This is a genomic window from Paraburkholderia sp. BCC1884 (assembly GCF_900996225.1).
In the GTDB taxonomy this organism is placed as follows: Bacteria; Pseudomonadota; Gammaproteobacteria; order Burkholderiales; family Burkholderiaceae; genus Paraburkholderia.
Map to the genome: position 1 here is coordinate 638,608 of NZ_CAAJGL010000090.1, position 24,907 is coordinate 663,514.

At 62.6% G+C, this 24,907-nt stretch carries 23 protein-coding genes; 17 read left to right on the forward strand and 6 right to left on the reverse strand.

What is annotated here, in order from left to right; genetic code table 11:
* Positions 1–28: 28 nt before the first annotated feature.
* The 6 genes from FQ705_RS21750 to FQ705_RS21775 all read left to right on the forward strand — a co-directional run bounded on the left by FQ705_RS21750 (position 29) and on the right by FQ705_RS21775 (position 7,914).
* Positions 29–967 (forward strand): ABC transporter permease, encoded by a 939-nt coding sequence (locus tag FQ705_RS21750; RefSeq protein ID WP_144144112.1) that lies wholly within the window; start codon positions 29–31, stop codon positions 965–967.
* The gene (locus FQ705_RS21755) at positions 964–1,755 is read left to right on the forward strand and encodes an ABC transporter permease (protein WP_144144114.1); all 792 of its coding nucleotides are present in this window, start codon (positions 964–966) and stop codon (positions 1,753–1,755) included. The genes FQ705_RS21750 and FQ705_RS21755 overlap by 4 nt, the downstream gene beginning before the upstream one ends.
* Positions 1,756–1,774: 19 nt before the next feature.
* Positions 1,775–2,845, forward strand: coding sequence for an ABC transporter ATP-binding protein (locus FQ705_RS21760; RefSeq protein ID WP_144144116.1), 1,071 nt, complete (start codon positions 1,775–1,777; stop codon positions 2,843–2,845).
* 363 nt (positions 2,846–3,208) lie between these two features.
* Positions 3,209–4,495 carry a dicarboxylate/amino acid:cation symporter gene (locus FQ705_RS21765; RefSeq protein ID WP_144144118.1) on the forward strand — a complete coding sequence of 429 codons (1,287 nt, stop codon included), beginning with the start codon at positions 3,209–3,211 and terminating at the stop codon, positions 4,493–4,495.
* Positions 4,496–4,543: 48 nt separating this feature from the next.
* A complete protein-coding gene (locus FQ705_RS21770; protein ID WP_144144120.1) occupies positions 4,544–6,544 on the forward strand; it encodes an ATP-binding protein in 2,001 nt (666 codons plus the stop codon).
* A 17-nt stretch (positions 6,545–6,561) separates the two neighbouring features.
* Entirely contained in the window at positions 6,562–7,914 is a 1,353-nt protein-coding gene (locus tag FQ705_RS21775) for a sigma-54-dependent transcriptional regulator (protein WP_186307936.1), read from the forward strand.
* A gap of 62 nt (positions 7,915–7,976) precedes the next feature.
* Here the strand turns inward: FQ705_RS21775 and FQ705_RS21780 are convergent, their stop codons facing one another.
* Positions 7,977–8,507 (reverse strand): TlpA disulfide reductase family protein, encoded by a 531-nt coding sequence (locus tag FQ705_RS21780; protein ID WP_144144122.1) that lies wholly within the window; start codon positions 8,505–8,507, stop codon positions 7,977–7,979.
* Positions 8,508–8,682: 175 nt separating this feature from the next.
* On the opposite strand from FQ705_RS21780, the gene FQ705_RS21785 reads away from it, so the two are divergent.
* Positions 8,683–9,261: a hypothetical protein gene (locus FQ705_RS21785; RefSeq protein WP_144144124.1), complete on the forward strand. Its 579-nt coding sequence runs from the start codon at positions 8,683–8,685 to the stop codon at positions 9,259–9,261.
* 316 nt (positions 9,262–9,577) lie between these two features.
* On the opposite strand, the gene FQ705_RS21790 is transcribed toward FQ705_RS21785, so the two are convergent.
* Both FQ705_RS21790 and FQ705_RS21795 read right to left on the reverse strand, forming a co-directional pair.
* Positions 9,578–11,248 carry a YifB family Mg chelatase-like AAA ATPase gene (locus tag FQ705_RS21790; protein ID WP_144144126.1) on the reverse strand — a complete coding sequence of 557 codons (1,671 nt, stop codon included), beginning with the start codon at positions 11,246–11,248 and terminating at the stop codon, positions 9,578–9,580.
* A 121-nt stretch (positions 11,249–11,369) separates the two neighbouring features.
* Entirely contained in the window at positions 11,370–11,627 is a 258-nt protein-coding gene (locus FQ705_RS21795; protein ID WP_144144128.1) for an accessory factor UbiK family protein, read from the reverse strand.
* Positions 11,628–12,026: 399 nt separating this feature from the next.
* On the opposite strand from FQ705_RS21795, the gene FQ705_RS21800 reads away from it, so the two are divergent.
* The 7 genes from FQ705_RS21800 to ptsP all read left to right on the forward strand — a co-directional run bounded on the left by FQ705_RS21800 (position 12,027) and on the right by ptsP (position 19,735).
* Entirely contained in the window at positions 12,027–12,365 is a 339-nt protein-coding gene (locus FQ705_RS21800; RefSeq protein ID WP_006048089.1) for a P-II family nitrogen regulator, read from the forward strand.
* 44 nt (positions 12,366–12,409) lie between these two features.
* A complete protein-coding gene (locus FQ705_RS21805; RefSeq protein WP_144144130.1) occupies positions 12,410–13,918 on the forward strand; it encodes an ammonium transporter in 1,509 nt (502 codons plus the stop codon).
* 242 nt (positions 13,919–14,160) lie between these two features.
* A complete protein-coding gene (gene gshA / locus FQ705_RS21810; RefSeq protein WP_144144132.1) occupies positions 14,161–15,450 on the forward strand; it encodes a glutamate--cysteine ligase in 1,290 nt (429 codons plus the stop codon).
* Between the two features lie 102 nt (positions 15,451–15,552).
* Complete coding sequence (gshB, locus tag FQ705_RS21815) at positions 15,553–16,509, forward strand: glutathione synthase (protein WP_144144134.1); 957 nt, start codon at positions 15,553–15,555, stop codon at positions 16,507–16,509.
* Between the two features lie 332 nt (positions 16,510–16,841).
* Positions 16,842–17,369 carry a PTS sugar transporter subunit IIA gene (locus FQ705_RS21820; protein WP_144144136.1) on the forward strand — a complete coding sequence of 176 codons (528 nt, stop codon included), beginning with the start codon at positions 16,842–16,844 and terminating at the stop codon, positions 17,367–17,369.
* Positions 17,370–17,472: 103 nt separating this feature from the next.
* The gene (locus FQ705_RS21825; protein WP_025597881.1) at positions 17,473–17,742 is read left to right on the forward strand and encodes an HPr family phosphocarrier protein; all 270 of its coding nucleotides are present in this window, start codon (positions 17,473–17,475) and stop codon (positions 17,740–17,742) included.
* Between the two features lie 244 nt (positions 17,743–17,986).
* Positions 17,987–19,735 (forward strand): phosphoenolpyruvate--protein phosphotransferase, encoded by a 1,749-nt coding sequence (ptsP, locus tag FQ705_RS21830; RefSeq protein WP_144144138.1) that lies wholly within the window; start codon positions 17,987–17,989, stop codon positions 19,733–19,735.
* Between the two features lie 75 nt (positions 19,736–19,810).
* On the opposite strand, the gene FQ705_RS21835 is transcribed toward ptsP, so the two are convergent.
* From FQ705_RS21835 to gpmA, 3 genes are all read right to left on the reverse strand, one after another.
* A complete protein-coding gene (locus tag FQ705_RS21835) occupies positions 19,811–20,572 on the reverse strand; it encodes a HesA/MoeB/ThiF family protein (RefSeq protein ID WP_144144140.1) in 762 nt (253 codons plus the stop codon).
* Positions 20,573–20,747: 175 nt separating this feature from the next.
* Positions 20,748–22,334, reverse strand: coding sequence for a S41 family peptidase (locus tag FQ705_RS21840; RefSeq protein WP_144144142.1), 1,587 nt, complete (start codon positions 22,332–22,334; stop codon positions 20,748–20,750).
* 379 nt (positions 22,335–22,713) lie between these two features.
* Positions 22,714–23,460: a 2,3-diphosphoglycerate-dependent phosphoglycerate mutase gene (gene gpmA / locus FQ705_RS21845; protein ID WP_144144144.1), complete on the reverse strand. Its 747-nt coding sequence runs from the start codon at positions 23,458–23,460 to the stop codon at positions 22,714–22,716.
* Positions 23,461–23,597: 137 nt separating this feature from the next.
* On the opposite strand from gpmA, the gene FQ705_RS21850 reads away from it, so the two are divergent.
* The 3 genes from FQ705_RS21850 (at position 23,598) to secB (ending at position 24,900) form a co-directional block, all read left to right on the forward strand.
* Positions 23,598–24,023, forward strand: a complete 426-nt coding sequence (locus FQ705_RS21850) for a rhodanese-like domain-containing protein (protein WP_144144146.1) — start codon at positions 23,598–23,600, stop codon at positions 24,021–24,023.
* Positions 24,020–24,280, forward strand: a complete 261-nt coding sequence (grxC, locus tag FQ705_RS21855) for a glutaredoxin 3 (RefSeq protein WP_013088272.1) — start codon at positions 24,020–24,022, stop codon at positions 24,278–24,280. Before FQ705_RS21850 ends, grxC begins: the two co-directional genes overlap by 4 nt.
* A gap of 149 nt (positions 24,281–24,429) precedes the next feature.
* Positions 24,430–24,900, forward strand: a complete 471-nt coding sequence (secB, locus tag FQ705_RS21860) for a protein-export chaperone SecB (RefSeq protein WP_144144148.1) — start codon at positions 24,430–24,432, stop codon at positions 24,898–24,900.
* The last annotated feature ends 7 nt before the right edge of the window (positions 24,901–24,907 follow it).

Here is a 24,907-nt window from a genome sequence, read left to right on the forward strand (position 1 = left end):
GTTGAACTGATTGCCCCAAAGGTGAGCTATGAGCGCTTCATCGGATGCCGGGTCGGCGCAGCCGGAATTGCTGGTTCCGCCTGTGCCTACGCCCGCGCCGCGCGTCGACGGTCCGGGCCGCGCGTCGCAGTTTCTCGCCTGGATCGGCGTGGTGCCGTTCTTCGTCTTCGCGCTGATGTTCCTGATTCTGCCGACCGGCTTCCTGATGGTCGGCGCATTCCAGGACCCGCAAGGCCACTTCACGCTCGCCAACTTCCACGAACTGCTTCAGCCGACCGTGCTGGACGCCTACTGGATCAGCTTCAAGGTGAGCGCCGCCTCCGCGTTCGGCGGCGCGGTGATCGGCTCGCTGCTCGCGTGGGCTGCCGTGCAAGGCAAGCTGCCCGGCTGGATTCGTCCGACGTTGATGACCTTCTCCGGCGTAGCGTCAAACTTCGCGGGCGTACCGCTCGCATTCGCTTTCATCTGCACATTGGGGCGGGTCGGTCTCGTCACCGTGTTGCTGAAGAAATATCTCGGCTTCAATCTCTATTCGACGGGCTTCAGCGTGCTGAGCTTTTCCGGCTTGACGCTGACCTACCTGTATTTCCAGATTCCCCTGATGGTGCTGATCGTCACACCCGCGCTCGACGGCCTTAAGCGCGAATGGCGCGAGGCCTGCGATTGCCTCGGCGGCACCGCGTTTCAATACTGGCGTCACGTCGCGCTGCCGGTCTTGTGGCCGAGCGTGCTGGGCGCCGCCTTGCTGCTGTTCGCCAATTCGTTCGGCGCGGTAGCCACGGCTTACGCGCTCACGGGCAGTTCGTTGAACATCGTCCCGATCCTGTTGTACGCGCAGATTCGCGGCGACGTGATGCACAACCAGAACCTCGGCTACGCACTCGCGCTCGGCATGGTGCTCGTGACGGGGCTCTCGAACGGCGGCTATATCTGGCTGCGTTCACGCGTTGAAAAGGGGCGTCGATGAAAAGCCAATCGCGTGTGGGCGCGTGGACCGCGGTAACGGTCGGCTCGCTGTACTTCCTGATTCCGCTGATCGCGACTTTCGAGTTCAGCCTGCGCATGAAGCGCGGCTCGTACAGTTTGGAAGCGTATCGCGTCGTGCTGAGCGACCCGCGTTTTCAGGCCTCGTTCGGCTATTCGATTCTGATGGCGCTGCTGACGATCGTGGTCGGCGTGCTGCTGGTGGTGCCGACCGCGTACTGGGTGCAATTGCGGTTGCCGAAGCTGCGGCCGGTCATCGAATTCATCACCCTGTTGCCGCTGGTGGTGCCGGCTATCGTGATCGTGTTCGGCTATCTGCGCATCTACAACAGCAGTTCGATACTGCCGCTCACCGGCAACGAGCGCTCGACCGATCTGTTGCTCGTATTCGGCTATGTGACGCTCTCGCTGCCCTACATGTACCGCGCGGTCGACGCCGGTCTGCGCGCCGTCGACGTGCGCTCGCTCACTGAAGCCGCCGAGTGTCTCGGCGCAAGCTGGCCGACGATTCTCTTCAAGGTGATCTTTCCGAATATCCGCTCGGGCATTCTGTCCGGCGCGTTTCTCACCTTTGCGGTAGTGATCGGCGAGTTCACGCTGGCGAGTCTGCTCGACCGTCCCGCGTTCGGTCCGTATCTGCAGTTGATCGGCGCGAACCGCGCGTATGAACCGTCGGCGCTCGCGATCATTGCGTTCATGATCACGTGGGCGTCGATGGGCTTGATTCAGGTATTCGGCTCGGCCCGCGCATTGAGCGGCCAGAAAATTTGACGGACCCAGGCGACGAATCATGGCATTTCTCGAGATCGAAAATCTGCACAAGTCCTTCGGGGCGAACACGGCGCTGCATCACTTCGACATGAAGATCGAGCGCGGCGAGTTCATCACGTTCCTCGGACCGTCCGGTTGCGGCAAGACCACGGTGCTGCGCATGATTGCGGGCTTTGAAACGCCGACGCGCGGCATCATCCGGCTCGATAACAAGGACGTCACGCACCTGCGCACGCGGCAACGCAAGGTCGGCATGGTGTTCCAGTCGTACGCGCTGTTTCCGAACATGACGGTGGCCGAGAACATCGGCTTTGGACTGAAGATCACGCACCGGCCCCAGGCGGAGATCAATTCGCGCGTCGAAGAGATGTTGCACCTCATCAAGTTGCCGCAACTCGGCGGTCGCTATCCGTGGCAGCTGTCGGGTGGGCAGCAGCAACGTGTGGCGCTCGCGCGCGCGCTTGCCGGCAAGCCGCAAGTGCTGCTGCTCGACGAACCGCTCTCGGCGCTCGACGCGAAAATCCGTATCTCGTTGCGACAGGACATTCGCGCGTTGCAGCGCGAACTCGGCATCACGTCGATTTTCGTCACGCACGATCAGGAAGAGGCGCTGTCGATTTCCGACCGCATCGTCGTGATGAACGAAGGGCGTGTCGAACAGATCGGCTCGCCCTCGGAAATCTATAACTATCCGCGCACGCGTTTCGTCGCCTCGTTCGTGGGCACCTTGAATATTCTGGCCGGGCACGTGGTCGATCCGGCGACCGGCCGGATGGCGGTGGACGGCCAAGAGTTGACCACCACCCAGGCATTACCCGCGGACGATGCGGGCAAGAAGCGCCTGCTCGCGCTGCGTCCCGAAGCGATCGTGCTGGAACCGGCCGCGCCCGGCCGCAACACGCTGAACGCGACCGTCGAAGAAGTCAATTTCCTCGGCGCGGTGGTACGCATCCGAACGCGCGTGAAAGACGCCGTCATTTCGCTCGATGTGTTCAACGACCCGAATCGCGGCTTGCCCGAACGTGGGCAGCCGGTGTCGCTCGGCTTCTCGCACGAGAATCTGCTGGTGCTGGAAGAAGGCGCGGTTTAAACGTCACTGAAAAGCCTCGGGGTTTTCCCGAGGCTGCGGCGTGTGCGCATTCCGGATTCCCCGACAACCCTCGTCTGGATTTCCAGAATCCCGGACGAGATGCGTCCTAGCGTCTCAAAAAAACTATAAGAATCAACACGCTCGACCCAGCCTCAAGCTGGCATCGACCTTGCAAATTAGATCGTGCGGCCGCAACGGTCCGACAACTAAAGCAAGGAGACAACGATGTCCGATTTCCCTTCCCGGTATTTCTAGATTCGTCGTCTTGTCGCGGCCTAATGCCGTGCACAGGCGTGACGATCATTCGTTCGCATGATGCGCAGCGTGGCAGGCCATGGGCTCATCCACATCGCAGGAAACATCGTGAAGAAACCTATCCACAAAGTGCTGTACGTCCAGGTGATCGTGGCGATCCTTATCGGGATCGCACTCGGCCACTTCTACCCAAATCTCGCCGTCGACATGAAGCCGCTCGGCGACGGCTTCATCAAGCTGATCAAGATGGTGATCGGACCGATCATCTTCTGTACGGTGGTGACCGGTATCGCCGGCATGGAGGACATGAAGAAGGTCGGGCGCGTCGGCGGCAAGGCGCTGCTGTACTTCGAGATCGTCTCGAGCTTCGCACTGTTGCTCGGCCTGATCGCCACGCACGTGCTGAAACCGGGCGTCGGCTTCAATATCGATCCGGCGACGCTCGACGGTAAGGCCGTCGCCTCGTACGCCGCGAAAGCGCATGGCCAGTCGACGGTCGAGTTCCTGATGCACATCATTCCGGACACGATCACGTCGGCATTCGCGCAAGGTGAAATCCTGCAGATCCTGCTGATCGCGCTGCTGTTCGGCGCGGTGCTCGCAACGGCCGGTGAGAAGGGCAAGGTCGTGACGAACCTGATCGACGGCCTGTCGCACGTGCTGTTCGGCGTGGTGCGCATCATCACGAAGCTGGCGCCGATCGGCGCGTTCGGCGCGATGGCGTTCACCATCGGCAAGTACGGCATCGGCTCGCTGCTGCCGATGCTCAAGCTGATCGGCACGTTCTATCTGACTTCGATCGTGTTCGTGGTGGTGGTGCTCGGGATCATCGCGCGGGCCGTCGGCTTCAACATCCTGCGCTTCGTTGCGTACATCAAGGAAGAGATGCTGATCGTGCTCGGCACGAGTTCGTCCGAAGCCGCGTTGCCGCAACTGATGCTCAAGCTCGAAAAGCTCGGCTGCTCGCGCTCGGTGGTGGGCCTCGTGGTGCCGACCGGTTACTCGTTCAACCTCGACGGTACCAACATCTACATGACGATGGCCGTGCTGTTCATCGCTCAGGCGACCAACACGGATCTCACGTGGACGCAGCAGCTCACGCTGCTGGCGGTGACGATGCTGACCTCGAAGGGCGCAAGCGGCGTGACGGGCGCGGGCTTCATCACGCTGGCCGCGACGCTGGCGGTGGTGCCGACCATTCCGCTGTCGGGCATGGTGCTGATTCTCGGGATCGACCGTTTCATGAGCGAATGCCGCGCGCTGACCAACATCGTCGGCAACGGCGTGGCGACGGTGGTGGTGTCGGCATGGGAAAAGGAACTGGACCGCAACAAGCTGAACGCCGCGTTGCGCGGGGAGGCGTCGGTCAAGGACAAGGAACCGGTGCGGGTTTGAACCGCGCTCGCGCTTCCCTACCTCTGTAACGGCCGCGGACACCTACTCATGAAACCGGTGTCCGTGCGCCCACATTACGCGCCATCGGCCGACCAGGGTCGCGCCGATGGCGCGTCACCTTATGCCACAATAGCCGATCCTCATCGACCGGATATTGCCAACGTGACGCGTCGCCTGCTGATCCTCTTCGCGCTGCTGGCCGGGCTCGCAGCGGCGTGCGGGCTCACTTATAGCGTCGCGTGGCAACGCGGCATCGACAACTTGCGGCGCAACGCTGCCGTGCGCGTGGATCGCACCACCAACGCTCTCAAAAGCACGCTCGAACGTTACGAGTCGCTGCCTTATCTGCTGGCCGAACATCCCATCGTGCAGGACGTGCTGGTCGATCCCAGCGCGGCCAACGTCCAGCGCGCCAATCTCTATCTGGAAGACCTCAACCGCCACGCACGCGCGACGGTCACCTACATCATTCCGGTCAATGGCTTTTGCGTGGCCGCAAGCAATTGGCATGGGCCGCAGAGCTTCATCGGCGCGGGCTATCAGTTCCGGCCGTATTTTCTCGATGCGGTGAAAGGCGGCGTGGGCCGCTTCTTCGGCATCGGCACGATCTCACAGGCACCGGGCTACTACATTTCGCAGCCAGTGCGGCGCGACGGCAAGATCGTCGGCGTGGCGGTCGTCAAACTCGATCTGGAGTGGTTCCAGGGCGCGGACGCGTCGGAGCCGCTCGTCGTCGCGGACGATCACGGCGTGATCTTTCTGTCTTCCGTGCCGGCGTGGAAGTACCACACCATCCGGCCGCTATCGGGGCCGGTTGCCGATTCCATCTACCAGGCACGCCAGTACGCGCAACAGCCGATCCCGCCGCTACCGGTCACCGTCGAGCGGACGCTCGAAGGCAATGCGCAGATCGTGCGCATCGGCGGCGGACGCTATGCGCCGCGCTATCTCGCGTCGCGGCGCGGCATGGGCGAACCGGATTGGCATCTGATCACCATGTCGCCCGTCGATCCGGTCGATGCCGATGCGCGCAACGCCACCATCGTGACGGGCTTCGGCTATGTGTCGCTCGTGCTGTTTGCGTTCTACTGGCGCATGCGCCGTGCTCGCGTACGCGAGGTGATGCGCAGCCGCGCGATGCTGCAGAAAGCGTATGCGGAATTGAACCGGCGCGTAGCCGAGCGCACGGCGGATCTCTCGGAGGCGAACGAACAGTTGCAGAAGGAAGTGGCCGAACGCACGCGCGCCGAACAGGAATTGCGCGACGCGCACGATGAGCTGATCCAGTCGAGCAAGCTCGCCGCGCTCGGGCAGATGGCGGCCGGCATCACGCATGAATTGAATCAGCCGCTGGCCGCCTTGCGTGGCTTCTCGGACAACACGCGCGTGCTGCTCGAGCGCGGCGACCAGGCGTCGGCGCGTGAAAATCTCGAAGCGATCGCGGCGCTCACCGAGCGCATGGGCAAGATCACCAATCAGTTGAAGCTATTCGTCGGACGCGCGCGGCCGCGCAGCGCGCGTGCGCCGATCGTGCGGGCTTTGCGCAACGTCGTCGCGCTGCTGCAAAAACGCCTGCAGGGCGTCGAGATCGAATTCCGCTTGCTCGATATTGAAAGCGCGACACGCTCGCCGCTGAGTCTCGCCGACGACCACACCGAGCTGGTCGCCAATTGCGACGACCTTCGGCTCGAACAGGTGCTTATCAATCTGCTCGGCAATGCACTCGACGCGACTGCGGGCATGACGGCGCCGCGCATCATCGTCGAAATCGAAGTATCGGAAACAAGCTTGTCGTTCGCGGTGAGCGACAACGGCCCCGGCATTCCCGAAGACGTGTTGCCGCGCCTGTTCGAGCCGTTCTTCACCACCAAGGAAATGGGCCAGGGTCTCGGTCTTGGGCTCGCCATCTCGTCGTCGATTGCGCGCGATTGCGGCGGCTCGCTGGTTGCGCGCAATACGCCGGACGGCGGTGCATTATTCGTCTTGACGCTGCGCCGCGCGCGCGTGCAGACGAGCCACACATCGGACCCGTTGACCACGGGCTCCTGAATCAGACGGAAAACGCCATGCTGAACCACGGCCTGCAAGTGCTGTATATCGAAGACGACGAACTCGTGCGGCGCGCCAGCGTGCAGAGTTTGCAACTGGCCGGCTTCGAGGTGATCGGCCATGCGTCGGCGGAATCGGCCGCGAAGATGATCGGCGCGGATTTCTCCGGCGTGATCGTGAGCGATATCCGCTTGCCGGGTATGAGCGGGCTGGAATTGCTCGCTCAGTGCCACGAACGTGCGCCCGACGTGCCGGTGATTCTGGTGACCGGTCACGGCGATATTTCGATGGCCGTGCAGGCCATGCGCGACGGCGCGTATGACTTCATCGAGAAACCGTTCGCGTCCGAACGCCTGATTGAAACCGTGCGGCGCGCATTGGAGCGTCGCAAGCTGGTGCTGGAGAACCTCGCGCTGCGCCGCGAGCTTGCGGAACAGAACTCGCTCGCGCCGCGCATCATCGGCCGCAGTCCGGCGATCGAACAGGTGCGCAGGTTGATCGCGAACATCGCGCCGACCGATGCCTCCGTGCTGATCAACGGCGACACCGGCGCTGGCAAGGAATTGATCGCGCGCAGTCTGCACGAGTTATCGCCGCGCCGGGACAAGCCGTTCATCGCCGTAAACTGTGGCGCGTTGCCGGAGCCGATGTTCGAATCGGAGATGTTCGGTTATGAGCCAGGTGCGTTCACGGGCGCGGCGAAACGCCGGATCGGCAAGCTTGAACATGCATCGGGCGGCACGCTGTTTCTCGACGAAATCGAGAGCATGCCGCTGGCGTTGCAGGTGAAGCTGCTGCGCGTGCTGCAGGACGGCGTGCTGGAACGGCTCGGCTCGAATCAGCCGATCCGCGTGAACTGTCGCGTGGTGGCCGCCGCCAAGGGTGACATGGCCGAGCACGTCGCGGATGGCTCGTTCCGGCGCGACCTGCTGTACCGGCTGAACGTGGTGACGATCGCGTTGCCGCCATTGGGCGAGCGGCGCGAGGACATCGTGCCGCTCTTCGAGCATTTTCTGCTGGACGCGGCTGTGCGCTATCAGCGTCCCGTGCCGATCCTCACCGATCGGCAGCGTGCGGGTCTGATGCAACGCGACTGGCCAGGCAACGTGCGCGAGCTGCGCAACGCCGCCGACCGCTTCGTGCTCGGCGTGGCCGATGATCCCGTGATGTCTTTCGCCGACGACAGCGCGGCAGCGCAACCCTTGAAGGAGCGCGTCGAACAATTCGAACGGGCGATGATCGCCGAGGCATTGGAGCAGACCGGCGGCGTGGTCGCGGTGGCCGCAGACAAGTTGCAGCTCGGCAAGGCGACGCTCTACGAGAAGATCAAACGATATGGCCTCGCGGCCAAAGGGGAGGGGGAGCGTTGAGAATGCAAAACGCCGGCAATGCCGGCGTTTTTTTCAGGTCAGGTCGGTCTGCGCATTTACGCTTACGCCGGCTTCAGCGCCTTTTCAAGCAACTGGTCGAGTTCCGCAAATTGCGGTTCGCCGACATAGCGCTTCAGAATCTTGCCGTCCTTGTCGACCAGAAAGGTGGTCGGCGTGAGCTGCACGTTGCCGAACTGCTTGGCGGCGGAGCCGTCGTCCATCGCGACCTTGAACGGCAACTGGCGCGTTTGCGTGTAATTGGCGACGTACATCGGCGCATCGTAATTCATTGCCACCGCGACGAATTCGAGGCCCTTGTCTTTGAAGCGGTTATACGTCTGGACCATCTGCGGCATTTCCTTCATGCAGGTGTCGCAGCTCGTCGCCCAGAAGTTGACGAGGTAGACCTTGCCCTTCAGATCGGCGGTCGAGACCTTTTGGCCCGACAGCAACGTGAAGGTCGCATCGGGCACGCGCTGCTGGCCGGCAAACGCGAAATAGCCGGCGACAGCAATCGCGATGGCCACGACGGCGATGACGATGTAGCGAAGCGGATTGGCGCGCCGGGTTGCGGTGGACGGGGTAGAGCTCATGAACGGAACCTCGAGAGTCGCGCAGAAGGCGCGGGACAGTGTGCCGGTTTGGGCTGGCAGCCCGGTGCTATATAGCAGCGTCGTTATTGTAGCCCCATTCCCGCCGCGCGGCAGGGCGGCGGCCGGCAGCGGATAATAGGGCTTTACGTCTTCGCCACTCCGAGCTTCTGTCCCCATGTTCCGAACTGTTTTTCGCACCGGCCAGTCTTTCGCACGACTTTCATTCTGTCTCTCCCTCGTGGTTGCGCTGGCCTTGGGCGCCGCGTTCAGTGCGTGCTCCCCGACTTTCGACTGGCGCACCGTCATGAATAACGACAACGGTTACACCGTCGACTTACCGGCCAAGCCGGGCAACGATCAGCGGGCGGTTCAGATCGACGGGACGCCAATGCAGATGGCGATGCAGACCGCCGAAGCAGGCGACGCGGTGTTTGCGGTCGGCACCGTGATGCTGCCGGACGACCACGAGGCCACCCAACGCGCCGCGCTCGATTTCCTGCGCACGGGACTTGCCCGCAACGTGGGTGCGTCGCCGGATGCCCGCGCGGTGCAGATTCCGTTGGCCGCCGGCGGCCAGGTAGCTGGTCTGGAGATGAAGCTGAGCGGACCGGCTGGTTCACAGCACGAAGCGCGCACCGTCTACGCAAGGCTGGTGGCGCACGGCCGCCATGTCTACCAGGCGGCGATCATTGCCTCCAAACCGCTGCAGCAGGAACAGGTCGATCAATTTTTTTCGTCGTTCCAACTGTATTGACGAGCGTTTAGAACCGGCATTTCTGGCCGATTTCGGGCGCTGTAGGGCGCGTCGTGCAGTGAAAGTTCCTTCGCAGCAACGCGCGCTAATTCACGGTTTACGTTGAGGTTTTTGCTTTACCCACCTTGCCTGTGGATAACTCTGTTGAGAACTCGGCCGGTTTTGCCGAAGAGGCCCATCCTGCGGGCATTCTGTCAGGCTTGGCTTGCTCAGAGCAATTAAAAAAACTCAATTAAATCAATGGGCTTGTGCGATCGAGATTGACATACCTTTCAGTTGTTTCAAATTCTGTCTGGAACGCGCGCATGTGCATAAGTCAAGTCTTGACAGCAAAATTTTCGCCTCTTAGCGGCCCGAAAGCGCGGCGATACTGGATCGCCTCGCCGATCTGCGGCGCGCTCGGCATCGCTTCGCCAGCGAGGTCGGCGATGGTGCGCGCGACCTTGAGCACGCGGTAGTAGGCACGCGCCGACCAACCGAAACGCTCGCCCGCTTCGCGCAGCAGCAATTCGCCTGCGGCGTCGGGCTGGCAAACCGCGTCGACTTCCCGTCCCGCCAGTTCGCGGTTGGTTTTGCCCTGACGGCCCAATTGGCGTTCGCGGGCGGCATTGACCCGCCGCGCGATGGACGAGCTTCTCTCGCCGGTCGAGGTCGAGCGAGTCGACAATTCGGCCGACGTCAGCGCCGGGATTTCGATCTGGATATCGATGCGGTCGAGAAGCGGGCCGGACAGTTTGCGCAGGTAACGCGCCGCGATCTCCGGCGTGCAGCGGCAACGTCCGCCGGGGTCGCCTCGCCACCCGCATGGGCAAGGATTCATCGCGGCAATCAGCTGGCATGCAGCCGGGAAGTCAGCTTGCCAGGCTGCGCGTGAAATGGTGATGCGGCCAGCTTCGAGCGGCTCGCGCAAGGTTTCGAGGACGTCGCGATCGAACTCGGGCAACTCGTCCAGGAATAGCACGCCCAGATGCGCCAGCGTGATCTCGCCTGGCTGCGGCGGATTGCGTCCGCCGACCAGCGCTGCCGCGCTCGACGAATGATGCGGCGCCCGAAACGGCCGCTGGCGCCACTGCGAAGGTTTGAAGCCGGCCCGGCTGGCGGACAGCAGCGCGGCGGAGCTGAGCGCTTCGTCGTCGGTCATCGGCGGCAGCAGGCCGGGCAGACGGGCGGCGAGCATGGACTTGCCGGCGCCCGGCGGCCCGACCAGCAGCACGTGATGGCCGCCGGCCGCAGCCACCTCCAGCGCCCGGCGCGCACCGCGTTGACCGATGACGTCGCCCATGTCAGGGATGGCGGCGGTCGAGCTGTCGGCGTGCTCTGGTGTGGCCAGCGGATAGAGACGCGCATCGGCCTCACCGGCGAGGTGCGCGCACAGCGACGGTAGATCGGACGCGCCATAAACTTCGACACCGGGTACGAGCGCGGCTTCCGCAGCGCTCGCGGCAGGGAGGTACAGCTGCGGCGTAGCGGATGCACGGTAAGCGGGTTGCTCGCCGGCGGCCTTGCCGCGCGAGCCGTCGCCAGCCGAGCCGCCGCTGGCGCATTCGCTGTTCGCCAGTTCACCGCCAGCCAGGCTCCCGCCTGCCGCACAGCTGCGCGCCGTGCCGCAAGCCATGGCGAAAGCACCGCGCATCGGCCGCAGTGCGCCCGTCAGCGAAAGCTCACCGGCGAATTCACGGTTCAACAGGGATTCGGCAGGAATCTGCCCGCTCGCCGCGAGGATGCCCAACGCGATCGGCAGGTCGAAGCGGCCGGACTCCTTCGGCAAATCGGCCGGTGCCAGGTTGACGGTGATGCGTCGCACGGGAAAGTCGAAGCCGCAATTCTGCAGCGCCGCGCGCACGCGCTCGCGGCTTTCACGCACTTCCAGATCAGGAAGGCCAACGATGGAAAACGAAGGTAATCCGTTTGCGAGGTGGACCTCGACGGTTACTTCGGGCGCGCGGCCAGAGGCCGGCGCGCGACTGCGCACCACGGCAAGCGACATGTTTTCTCCCGTCGGACGGCGCGCCGAGGGCGCGCGCAAGTCCCCTAAAACGCTGATGACGTCACGGCTCGCTTGCCGGTGATGTGCAGCACTGCGCAGCTAGAAAGCTGCGAGCAAGGCGTTAGGACGTTTGCGTCGTGACCGGCAGCTTCTGTTCGAGCTCGGCGACGCGGCGTTCCAGTTCTTCGAGACGCGCACGCGTGCGCACCAGCACCTGGGTCTGGGTATCGAATTCTTCGCGCGTGACCAGATCGAGCTTCGAGAAGCCTTGCGACAGCATGGCCTTGACGTTGCGCTCGACATCTTTGGCCGGCGAATTCTTGAACAGATCGCTCATGCGAGCCTGGAAGTCGTTAAAAACATCGTTAGGTTGTTTCATGGTGTTCCCCTTGGTGCACAAAAAATGTGCATCTTTCGTTACGTCTGTGCTTTGTTACGGCGAATGGGCGGTGTTGGTGCATGGGACGTTACGTACCGCCGGTGCATGAGCCCCTTTGGTGCGCCGCCGTCTGTTCAGAGCCTGCGAACACTTTAGCAACGATCCATACGCCGTGCCACCGTGCCCCGCCGACGTTGGCCATCCGGCCAGGGCGACTTGCGCCCCTTTGGCGGCGGCAACTCCGCGGAGTCTGACACAACATGGCATGCGAGTTGCTGTTACTGCCCCGCGCGCACTGCCGGCACCTTTTTACCGGCAACGAAACGAGACCACGCGAACGGGTTACGGGTACGCAAAACGGGTTACGCAACGGGTTACGCAACTTTAGCGAGGGATTTCATGAAACTCATTACCGCAATCATCAAGCCGTTCAAGCTCGATGAGGCGCGCGAAGCCTTGTCGGCCATCGGCGTCTCGGGCATCACGGTGACTGAAGTGAAAGGCTTCGGTCGCCAGAAGGGCCACACGGAGCTTTATCGCGGCGCTGAATACGTCGTCGATTTCCTGCCGAAGGTGAAGATCGAGGCCGCGGTCTCGGACGACATCGTCGATCAGGCAATCGAAGCGCTCGAACGTGCGGCGCGCACCGGCAAGATCGGCGACGGCAAGATCTTCGTCACGCCGATCGAACAAGTGATTCGGATTCGCACCGGGGAGACCGGCGCGGACGCTCTGTAATACCAAAAGACAGCGACACAGATAGCGATAAGAGGAAACGAAAGATGCGCAAATTATTGATGTCCTTGCTGATGGCCGGTTCGCTGCTCGCGGGCGGTATCGGCGCCGCCCTCGCGGACGACGCTTCCGCCCCCGCAGCCGCTTCGGCAGCGGCTTCCGATACGACGGCGAGCGCGCCGGCACCGGACGCTTCGGCGCCGGTAGCCGCGGCTTCGACGCCGACCCCGGATGCAGCTACTGCAGGCACCGCCAACGCAGCGGCCTCGGCACCGGCAGACGCATCGGCCGCCGCCGCGCCGGCTGCACCGACCGCGCCGTTCTCGGTCGATTCGTCGAAGATCAATTCGGGCGACACCGCCTGGATGCTGACCTCCACCGCGCTCGTGCTGTTCATGACGATCCCGGGTCTGGCGCTGTTCTACGGCGGCATGGTCCGCAAGAAAAACGTGCTCGCCACGCTGATGCAAAGCTTCGCGATCACCTGCGTCGTGACGATCGTCTGGGCCGTGGTCGGCTACAGCATCGCGTTCACGCCGGGCGGCTCGTTCATCGGCGGCTTCTCGCGCGTCTTCATGTCGGGCATGAACTACATCAAGGGCGACAAGGCCACGACGCTGACCGTCAGCCATCTGGCCCCGACGATCCCGGAAACGGTCTACTTCGTCTATCAGATGACGTTCGCGATCATCACGCCGGCACTCATCACGGGCGCCTTTGCTGACCGTATGAAGTTCTCGGCCATGCTCGTGTTCATGACGCTGTGGTCGATCATCGTCTACTCGCCGATCGCTCACATGGTCTGGGAACCGACCGGCTGGCTGGCTACGGCAGGCATCCTCGACTTCGCAGGCGGCACGGTGGTGCACATCAACGCCGGTATCGCCGGTCTGGTCTGCTGCCTGGTGCTCGGCAAGCGTGTCGGCTACGGCAAGGAAGCCATGGCGCCGCACAACCTGACGCTCACGCTGATCGGTGGCGCGATGCTGTGGGTGGGCTGGTTCGGCTTCAACGCGGGTTCGGCAGTGGCGGCTGACGGCCGTGCCGGTTTCGCGATGTTCGCGACGCAAATCGCAACCGCAGCAGCAGCACTCGCATGGATGTTCGCTGAATGGGCTGCCAAGGGTAAGCCGTCGGTGCTCGGTATCGTGTCGGGCGCTGTGGCAGGTCTGGTGGCGATTACGCCGGCTTCGGGCTTCGTCGGCATGTCGGGTTCGCTGGTGATCGGTATCGTGGCCGGCGTGGTCTGCTTCTGGTCGGCAACGTGGCTCAAGCACAAGCTCGGTTACGACGACTCGCTCGACGCGTTCGGCGTGCACTGCATCGGCGGTATCGTGGGTGCGTTGCTGACGGGCGTGTTCGCGGTCAAGGACATCGGCGGCGCGGACGGCAGCATCGTTCTGCAAGCCAAGGGCGTGCTGACCACCCTGATCTACAGCGGCGTGGTGAGTTTCATCCTGCTGAAGGTCATCGATATGGTGATGGGCATCCGCGTGACGGAAGAACAGGAACGCGAAGGTCTGGACGTGAGCCTGCACGGCGAACACGTCGAATAAGCAACGGCAATACTCCGCGGGCCCGCGCTCCCGGGCTCGCTGGATGACGAACAAGCGCAGCGATTTTGGCCCGCCTTCATGGCGGGCTTTTTTCTTGGCGCCTGGCTTGGTCACAGCAGATTTCCGCGCCTATCATGGCGATAGCGAGAATGCATTCGCATCGGCTTGCGAATGGAGAAACCGTCCCCAAATGGGCAAAGCATTTGCTCTACAATCTTTTTTCTCCAGTCTGCGAGTGATCAATGGTTCCGCACCTAGTTACGGCGTTAAACGGCCCGCTGCTCGATCTCGAGCGGAAGATCCTCGACGCTACACCCGCCATCGAACGCTGGTTCCGGCTCGAATGGCAGGAACACACGCCGCCTTTCTACTGTTCGGTCGACCTGCGTAACGCGGGCTTCAAGCTCGCGCCGGTCGACACCAATCTGTTCCCCGGCGCATTCAACAATCTGCCGCAGGAAGTGTTGCCGCTCGCCGTGCAGGCCGCGATGGCATCGATCGAGAAGATCTGCCCGGACGCGAAGAATCTGCTGGTGATCCCCGAGCGCCACACGCGCAACGCGTTTTATCTCGAGAACGTCGCCCGTCTGGCCGCGATCATGCGGCAAGCAGGCTTGAACGTGCGCTTCGGCACGCTCGACGAAAGCATCAACGGACCCGTCACGATTGCGCTGTCCGACGGCCAGAAGCTGGTGCTCGAACCGCTCGAGCGGACGCCGCGCCGGCTTGGTCTGAAGAATTTCGATCCGTGTTCGATTCTGCTGAACAACGATTTGTCGGGCGGCATTCCGCCGATCCTCGAGAATCTGCACGAACAATATCTGCTGCCGCCGCTGCATGCGGGCTGGGCGGTTCGCCGCAAATCCACGCATTTCTCCTGTTATGACGACGTCGCGAAGAAGTTCGCGAAGATGGTCGAGATCGATCCGTGGATGATCAATCCGTACTTCGCGCACGTCGAAGGCGTCGACTTCCAGGAGCGCACCGGCGAACAAGCGCTGGCCGATGCGATCGACGGCGTGCTGAAGAAGATCGCCAAGAAGTATCGCGAGTACGGCATCTCCGAGAAACCGTATGTCGTCATCAAGTCCGATGCGGGCACGTATGGCATGGGCGTGATGACCGTGCACGATGCGTCGGAAGTGGCCGCGCTCACCAAGCGCGAGCGCGCCAAGATGGCCGCCACCAAAGACGGCCTCGAAGTGCATGACGTGATCGTGCAGGAAGGCGTGTACACCTTCGAGCGGATCGGCGAAGAAGTGGCCGAGCCGGTCGTGTACATGATCGACCGCTACGTGGTGGGCGGTTTCTACCGCGTGCACGGCAGCCGCGAGCGCGATCAGAACCTGAACGCGCCCGGCATGCACTTCGTGCCGCTTGGCTTCGAGCACACGGCGCTGCCGGATGCGCACGCCAAGCCGGGCGCGGCGGTGCCGAACCGCTTCTACATGTACGGCGTGGTGGCGCGGCTCGGCTTGCTGGCTGCATCGGTCGAACTGGAAAAGACCGACCCGGAAGCGATCCAGGTTTAAGCCACGGCGGGTGGTCGATGGCGGCATGCGTGCCGCCATCGCCATTTTCAACGACTATATTTACGATCAATGCCAAGCCCATCAGGGCGCACCGGAACCTTCATGGACATTCTTTTCATCGCCGATCCGCTCTCGCACTTCAAGATCTACAAAGACTCGACTTACGCGATGATGGCGGAAGCGGCGCGCCGCGGCCACGTGGTGTATGCGTGCGAGCCGAAGCATCTGGCATGGACCGGCGGCGACGTGGAAGCCAATGTGCAGCGCTTCGCGATCGTCGGCGACGTCACCGATCTGCATCGCGAAGTCTGGTACGCGGCGGACGCCCCGACGGCGCGCTCGCTCAAGAGCTTCAGCGCGGTCGTGATGCGTAAGGATCCGCCGTTCGACATGGAGTACGTGACGTCGACATGGCTGCTCGAAATGGCCGAACGCGGCGGCGCGCGCATCTTCAACAAACCGCAGGCGATCCGCGATCACTCGGAAAAGCTGGCGATCGGCGAATTCGCACAGTTCGTCACGCCCACGCTGGTCACGCGCGACGCCACCCGTTTGCGTGCTTTCCACGAAGAACATGGCGACGTGATCCTGAAGCCGCTCGACGGCATGGGCGGCATGGGCGTGTTCCGCGTGAAGGCCGACGGCATGAACCTCGGTTCGATCATCGAAATGCTGAGCCACGACGGCACGCGTTCGGTGATGGCGCAGAAATTCATCCCCGAGATCAAGGAGGGGGACAAGCGCATTCTGCTGATCGGCGGCGAAGCGGTGCCGTTTTCGCTCGCGCGGATTCCTCAGGGTAATGAAGTGCGCGGCAATCTCGCGGCGGGCGGTTTGGGCGTGGCGCGTCCGCTTACCGAGCACGATCGCAAGATCGCCGACACGCTGGCGCCGGTGCTCGCGGCGCGCGGTTTGCTACTGGTTGGACTGGATGCCATTGGCGACTGGCTGACCGAAGTGAACGTCACGAGTCCGACGTGTTTCCGCGAGATCATGGATCAAACCGGTTTCGACGTCGCCGCCATGTTTATCGATGCGTTGGAGCGTGCGGCCGCCTGACGTGGTGCCCTTGAATGCAGGCCGCGGCCCCCAAACTGTGTCGTTAATCCGCATCAGGTAGTACAGCGGCTTTGACGCGAAAATGGGCCTGCTACAATGCCCGCTCTTCCGCGCCAGGCTCGATCGAAGGCGTCCACGGGGCGTCTGAGGCAGGGATTGCGGACGTGTGATCGCGCAGTGGTTCGCCGGCGCCGGCGCAGTATCGGGCGCTGTGATGCGTACATCGCGTGATGTGTTCCGGCTCTCATGGCCCACGGCCGGTCGAGAGCGCTTGGTGGCGGGATTCGTCCCGCTCCACGGTTCAGGGCCGTTCTTTTGGCAGTAAGGCTGACATGGCAGGCATTCTGATCATTGCGCACGCTCCTTTCGCCACCGCGTTGCGCGACTGTATTTCGCACATTTATGGTGGCTTGCCGGCGCGCATCGGCGTGATCGACGTATCGCCCGATTGCGATCCGGTGCAGCAAGTCGCGTTCGCGAATTCGGAGATCGAGCGTCTCAAGGAAGAAAACGGTGCGCTCGTGCTCACGGATATGTTCGGCGCGACGCCCGCGAATATCGCGGGCCGGCTCGCCTCGCTGCCGAACGTGCGCGTGCTGTGCGGCGTCAATTTGCCGATGCTGGTACGCGCGGTCTGCTATCGCGCCACGCCGCTCGACACGCTGGTCGACAAGGCGCTGGCCGGCGCGACCAAAGGTGTGCACGCAATCGGACCCGCTACGCCCGCACCGGTTGCGCCGAGCGCGGAATCCGGCGATTGTCTGCCCGCCTTGCCGCCCGATGCCGCGCCCGGTGACTGTCTGCCCGCGCTGCCGCCCGGCGCGGATCTGACGCAGAAGGCCGACTCAGCCGGGTTGTGACCCACCGGCAGGACGCACGGTCTGACTCTGGTTTCACACGCATTGCAGGTGGAGTGCAGTTCCACCTTTCACAACAACATTTACCCGCGCTTCGGACCATCACATGCTGCAACAGGAAACGACTATTGTGAACAAGCTGGGGCTGCACGCGCGAGCGTCGGCCAAGTTGACGCAACTCGCGGGCAGCTACCAGTCGGAAATCTGGATGAGCCGCAATGGCCGCCGCATCAATGCGAAGAGCATCATGGGAGTCATGATGCTGGCCGCGGGCATCGGCAGCACGGTGCTGATCGAAACGGAAGGCGCCGACGAAAAAGAAGCGATGGACGCATTGTTGAAACTGATTGCCGATAAATTCGGCGAGGGTCAGTGATTTTGCGCGTCCACGTTGCATGAGATCAACGCCGCGGCTGTCCGCGGCGTTTTTTTTAGCGCGTAACAATGGCCCTGGAATCAACAGACGAAAATTCCGTGCTGTCGCGCCGATTACAATCATTCGTGCTGCGCTGCACACACCGTTGCCCTACGTGCATGGGGCGCGGAATTTATAATGACGATGAGAGTCTGAGAGCATTGCAGCGGTTTGCCGCGGCATCACACAACTAGAGGAGGTGCGCGTGTCCTTCACGCTGCATGGAATTCCCGTGTCACGCGGTATCGCCATCGGGCGGGCTTATCTGATCGCCCCGGCCGCACTGGACGTAGACCACTATCTGGTCGAGCCCGCTCAAATCGAGAGCGAGGTCGAACGCTTTCGCACGGCCCAGCAACAGGTGCACCACGAGCTCGACACGTTGCGCGCCGATCTTGCGGCAGACGCGCCCAGCGAAATGGGCGCGTTCATCAACGTGCATTCAATGATCCTGAACGATGCGATGCTCGTGCAGGAGACCATCGACCTGATCCGCACGCGCCGCTACAACGTGGAGTGGGCGCTCACCGAACAACTGGAGCGCCTGTCGCGCCACTTCGACGATATCGAAGACGAATACCTGCGCGAGCGCAAAGCCGACATCGAGCAGGTGGTGGAGCGCGTGCTGAAGGCGCTCGCGGGGGCATCGGCGGGACTGCCGGATAGTGTGCACGGTGCATGCGACGAGATGATCGTAGTCGCGCACGACATCGCGCCGGCCGACATGATGCAATTCAAAACGCAAACGTTTCAGGGTTTCGTCACCGATCTCGGCGGTCGCACCTCGCATACGGCGATCGTGGCGCGCAGTCTCGGCATTCCGGCGGCAGTTGGCGTACAGCACGCCAGCGCGCTGATCCGTCAGGACGATCTGATCATCGTCGACGGGGACCACGGTATCGTGATCGTCGATCCCGCACCGATCGTGCTGGAAGAGTATTCGTATCGTCAAAGCGAAAAGGCGCTCGAGCAGCGCAAGCTGCAACGCCTGAAATTTTCGCCGACGCAAACGCTGTGCGGCACGCGCATCGAGTTGTGCGCGAACATCGAATTGCCGGAAGACGCGCGCGCGGCGGTGGACGCGGGTGCAACCGGCGTCGGCTTGTTTCGCACCGAGTTCCTGTTCATGAATCACAAGGACCGTCTGCCGGAAGAGGAAGAGCAGTTCGCTGCTTACCGTCGCGCGGTCGAGTTGATGAACGGTCTGCCGGTTACGATCCGCACGATCGACGTGGGCGCCGACAAGCCGCTCGATTCGATGAGCGGGGGCGATGGATATGAAACCGCTGCGAACCCCGCTTTGGGGCTGAGAGCGATCCGCTGGAGCCTCTCCGAGCCGCAGATGTTTCTCACGCAGTTGCGCGCCATTCTGCGGGCGTCGGCGTTCGGTACGGTGAAGATTCTGATTCCAATGCTCGCGCATGCGCAGGAGATCGACCAGTCGCTTGATCTGATCCGCGAAGCCAAACGTCAACTGGACGACGCCGGCATTGCTTACGATCCGAACGTGCAGGTGGGCGCGATGATCGAGATTCCGGCTGCGGCGATCGCGTTGCCGCTGTTCCTGAAGCGGCTCGACTTCCTGTCGATCGGCACCAACGACCTGATCCAGTACACACTGGCGATCGATCGCGCGGACAACGCCGTCGCGCATCTGTACGATCCGCTGCATCCGGCGGTGCTGCATCTGATCGCGTTCACGCTGCGCGAGGCGAAGCGGGCGAACGTGCCAGTCTCGGTGTGCGGCGAGATGGCGGGCGACCCGGCGTTGACGCGCCTGTTGCTCGGCATGGGGCTCACGGAGTTTTCGATGCATCCGAGCCAACTGCTTGTGGTCAAGCAGGAAGTGCTGCGCTCCCATCTGAAGACGCTGGAGAAGCCGGTGGCCGACGTGCTGGCTTCGTTCGAACCGGAGGAAGTGCAGGCGGCGCTCAAGCGAGTTATGTTGATCTGAGCTTTCGAAAGCGCTGCTTCAAACAAAACGCCGCACATGTGCGGCGTTTTTTTATGTCCGGCTTGCGTGGTCCTATCAAGCGCGATGATGCATCTGCCCGCATACCGGGCAGTCTGCCTGGCGCGCAATGCGCATCGTGTTCCATTCCATGCGCAACGAGTCGAGCATCGTCAGGCGGCCCACCAGCGGCGTGCCGATGTCGCCGATCACTTTGAGTGCTTCTGCCGCCTGCATCGAGCCGATAATGCCCACCGTCGGCGCGAACACACCCATGGTCGAGCACGCGACTTCTTCGAACGGCTGGTCTTCCGGAAACACGCACGCGTAACACGGCGAGGCGTTGTCGCGGAAGTCGAATGTGCTGATCTGGCCGTCGAAGCGCAACGCCGCGCCCGACACCAGCGGCACGCCGTGCTTCACGCAGGCGCGGTTGATCGCGTGACGGGTTGCGAAATTGTCGGTGCAATCGAGTACTACGGTGGCGTGGGGAACGTGCGCGTCGAGCCATGCCTCGTCGACGCGTTCGGCTACGGCGTTCACCACCACCTCGGGATTGATCTGCGCGATCGCATCGCGTCCCGACTCCACCTTCTTGCGCCCGACCGACGCGGTCACATGCAGGATCTGCCGCTGGAGGTTGGTCAGGTCGACCGTGTCGGCGTCGACCAACGTCAGACGGCCGACGCCCGCCGCTGCGAGATACATGGCTGCGGGCGAACCCAACCCGCCCGCACCGACGACGATCGCATGAGCATCGATAAAGCGCTGCTGCGCCTCGATACCGATTTCGTCGACGAGGATATGGCGGGAATAGCGGAGGAGTTGATCGTCATTCATGGCGAGGCGCGTGAGTGTGTCGCGCGAAGGAACGCAGACGGGAAGTCTGCGGCGCGCGTTGTCGTTGTGGTTATTTTAATCGCGCGAAGAAGAGGGATTACTGCGTGCTGGTGATACTGCGGGTCTTCGCATCGCGATGAACAGCGTTGCGAAGACCCGCTAAGGCTCAAGCTGCTTACTTGCTTTCCGTCGCCGGTGCCGAAGCGCCAGCCGGGCTGGATGCACCCGGAACCGGCTGGGTCGGCTTGACTGCGACCGGTGCGGACGCCGAAGTGCCCGGCTTGTTCTGCGCCAGACGGCGCTCGCTCAGCGACTTCGATTCCTGAACCGGCTTGCCTTCCAGCTTGTTCAGCCCTTGTTGCAGCATGAAGTCGTCGGCCGAACCGAATTCGACCGGTTTGCGCTCGCGATCCTTCTGGCGCTGTTCCGGCGTCTTCTTGTCGTTCTGCTCTTCGAGCACACGCAGTTGTTCCATGCGATCGGCTTCGCGCTGTTCCGCTTCCTTCTTCTCGTTCGGGTCTTGCGTGTTGGCAAGGTGATTCGAGTAGTCGACTTCGCGGGTAACCAGTGCGTCGTCCGGATCGCCTTCCGCGTATTGATCGACCGCGATGTCAGGACGGATGCCCTTGTTCTGGATCGAACGGCCGCTCGGCGTGTAGTAGTACGCCGTGGTCAGACGCAGCGCGGTGTCCGCCGTCATCGGGCGCACGGTCTGCACCGAGCCCTTGCCGAAGGTGGTCTTGCCGACGATCAGCGCACGATGCTGATCCTGCAGCGCGCCCGCGACGATTTCCGACGCCGACGCGGAGTACGCGTTGGTCAGCACGATCATCGGCACGGTCTTGAAGATCGGCGCTTCGTCCTTCAGCGGATCGCTGTCGAAGGATTGCAGACGGTAGTTGTCGTACGTGTCGCGGTAGACCTGCTTCGAGTCCGGAATCTGGCCGTTGGTGGACACCACAACCGAATTCGGCGGCAGGAACGCGCCGGCTACGCCGACCGCGCTTTGCAGCAGACCGCCGCCGTTGTTGCGCAGATCGAGCACGAGACCCTTCAGGTTCGGCTGCTGACGCGCAATGTCCTGCAGTCGCGCGGCGAGGTCAGGTACGGTGCGTTCCTGGAAGCTCGTGATACGCACATACGCGTAGCCCGGCGCAAGAATCTTCATCTTGACCGACTGGACCTTGATGATTGCGCGCGTGACCGTGAGCGGGAACGTGCGGTCGTCGGTCTTGCGGAAGATCGTGAGCGTGACCTTGGTGCCCGGGTCGCCGCGCATCTGCTTGACGGCCTGGTCGAGCGTCATGCCACGAACCGGCTTGTCGTTGATGCGGGTGATCAGATCGCCCGGACGAATGCCGGCGCGGAACGCAGGCGTGTCTTCGATCGGCGAGATCACTTTGATAAGGCCGTCTTCCGACGAAATTTCGATGCCGAGGCCCGCGAAGCGACCTTTGGTCTGCTCCTGCAGTTCTTCGTAATCAGTCTTGTCGAGGTACGACGAGTGCGGGTCGAGGCTCGCTACCATGCCCTTGATGGCGGCGGTGAGGAGCTTTTTATCGTCGACCGGTTCGACGTACTCATGCTTGATTTGCCCGAACACTTCGGCAAAGAGCCTGAGCTGGTCTAGCGGAAGCGGTGCGACTGCGCTCGACGCGGCACTGGCGGGTTGCTGGGCCGAGGCGGAAAGTTGCAGGGTGGCAAATACGCCGGTAGCAAGGCCCGCGGCAATCAGGCCGATATTTTTCAGGTTCTTTCGCATAGAGTCTGTTGCGGTCGGAAGCGCGTGGCAGCGTCGATAGAGATAGGGACGGACAAGTATAACTGCACACCCGCCCACAAAGGGCGCAGCGCAGGCAATCGTGATTCGACAGCCGGCACCGGGCCTGGTTCGTGAGATCGTACCCGTGGCACCAAAGTAATGTGTGGTAACCGTGAAGGGTGGGCAGAATGACGCGCGATGCCTGACCTGCGCGGCTCCGGCCGGTAGGTGTTGCCGGACGGTGCGGTGGAGGGCCGGCTGTCGCCAAGCCCCAAACGCGCCACGACTTCCGGCTGGACATGGCCGCAAGATGGCCGGGAGGTGGCGTGGAAATGACCGGCGAGCGAACTACCCAACCGGTTCATCCGCGGCTGTGGAATCAGCCTGCCTTGCCTTGCTTGGCAACAGCGGCCTGCGCCTTCGCGATCGCGTCCGGGTCGCCGAGGTAGTAATGCGTGATCGGCTTCAGGTTCTCGTCGAGTTCATAGACGAGCGGCACGCCGTTTGGAATGTTCAGGCCGACGATGTCGTCGTCCGAAATATTGTCGAGGTACTTCACCATCGCGCGGATCGAGTTGCCGTGCGCGGCGATCACGATCTTGCGGCCCGACTTGATGGCCGGCGCGATCGACTCGTTCCACAGCGGCAGCACGCGCGCGACGGTGTCTTTCAGGCACTCGGTGAGCGGCAATTGCTCGCGCGGAACCTTGGCGTAACGCGGGTCGTTGTACGGTGCGCGCTCGTCGGTCGGTTCGAGCGCCGGCGGCGGCGTATCGTAGCTGCGACGCCAGATCAGGACCTGTTCGTCGCCGAATTTGGCGGCGGTTTCCGCCTTGTTCAGGCCCGACAGCGCGCCGTAGTGACGTTCGTTCAGACGCCACGAATGCACCACCGGCAGGTACATCAGATCCATCTTGTCCTGCACGTGCCACAAGGTGCGGATCGCGCGTTTGAGCACCGACGTGTAGGCGATATCGAACGTATAGCCCGATTCCTTCAGCAGCACGCCGGCTTGCTGCGCCTCACTGTTGCCCTGCTCGGTCAGGTCGACGTCGACCCAGCCCGTGAAGCGGTTTTCCTTGTTCCACGTCGATTCGCCGTGGCGGATGAGAACGAGTTTGTACATGAGATTGCCGGTCGGTAGTGAGGAAGCAGGAAGGCGTTGCGGGGGTCCTCTAGAGGAGCGCCGCCATCGCGTCAGACGGTTATTTTATAATGGGTGGATTGCCCTTTTCGATTTCTCTCTTTTTCGGCGGATTTTCCGTGAAGTTTTTCACTGATTACACAAACCTTGTACTGATCGCGATCGTCCTCATCTCTGGTGGGTTGCTGCTGTGGCCAACGATCATGCGGCGCGGCCGTGGCGGCCTGTCGGCCGCTGAAGCTACCCAGTTGATCAACCGCCGCAACGCGGCGGTCATCGATCTGCGCCCCACCGCCGATTACGCCAAGGGCCATTTGCCCGCGGCACGGCACCTTGAATTTGCGGAACTGCAGGCGAAAGTCGCGCAACTCGTGAAGAACAAGAGCAACCCGGTACTGCTGGTGTGTCAAACCGGCCAGCAGTCGAACAAGGCAGCGCGTATCGTGCAGGATGCAGGATATGCCGAAGTCCATGTTCTCGAAGGCGGTGTCGACGCCTGGCAGAAAGCCGGCATGCCGGTTGTGAAACAAGGAGTAGCCAAGTGAACAAAGTGATCATGTACAGCACCCAGGTGTGCCCGTATTGCCAGATGGCCGAACGTCTTTTAAAGTCGCGCGGCGTCGAGCACGTTGAGAAGGTACTGATCGACAAAGACCCGGCCCGTCGTGAAGAAATGATGACCCGGACCGGTCGTCGCACGGTGCCGCAGGTGTTCATCGGCGAGACGCATGTGGGCGGGTACGACGACCTGTCCGCGCTCGACCGCGCGGGCGGTCTGACGCCTCTGCTCGAAGCCGCCTGAATTCGCGCGCCCGCGGGCGTGTGAGAGGCGGGTGAAATACAAGCCGGCGCATCCTCGCCCGATCCGGGCGGGCGAGGCGCCGCAACGATCTGGCGGCCCATGCAAGCGTGGGTCGCCGCCATGCATACCTATCAGGGAATCACTTCATCATGTCCGACGAGAATAACCAGCCGTTCTTCAACATCCAGCGCATCTACCTGAAGGACATGTCGCTCGAGCAGCCGAATTCGCCGGGCATCTTCCTCGAGCAGGAAATGCCGTCGGTCGAAGTCGAAGTCGACGTGAAGGCCGAGCGCCTCGCCGACACGGTGTTCGAAATCCTCGTCACGGGCACGGTCACGGCCAAGGTGTCGGACAAGGTTGCGTTCCTGATCGAAGCCAAGCAAGCCGGCATTTTCGACATCCGCAACATCCCGGCTGAGCAGATCGATCCGCTGGTCGGCATCGCCTGCCCGACGATCCTGTTCCCGTACCTGCGCTCGAACATTGCCGACGCGATCACTCGCGCCGGGTTCCCGCCGATCCACCTCGCCGAAATCAACTTCCAGGCGCTGTACGAGCAACGTCTCGCGCAGATGGGTGGCCAGGAAGCCCCGGCGCAGAACGGCGTCACGCACTAAGTGTCGC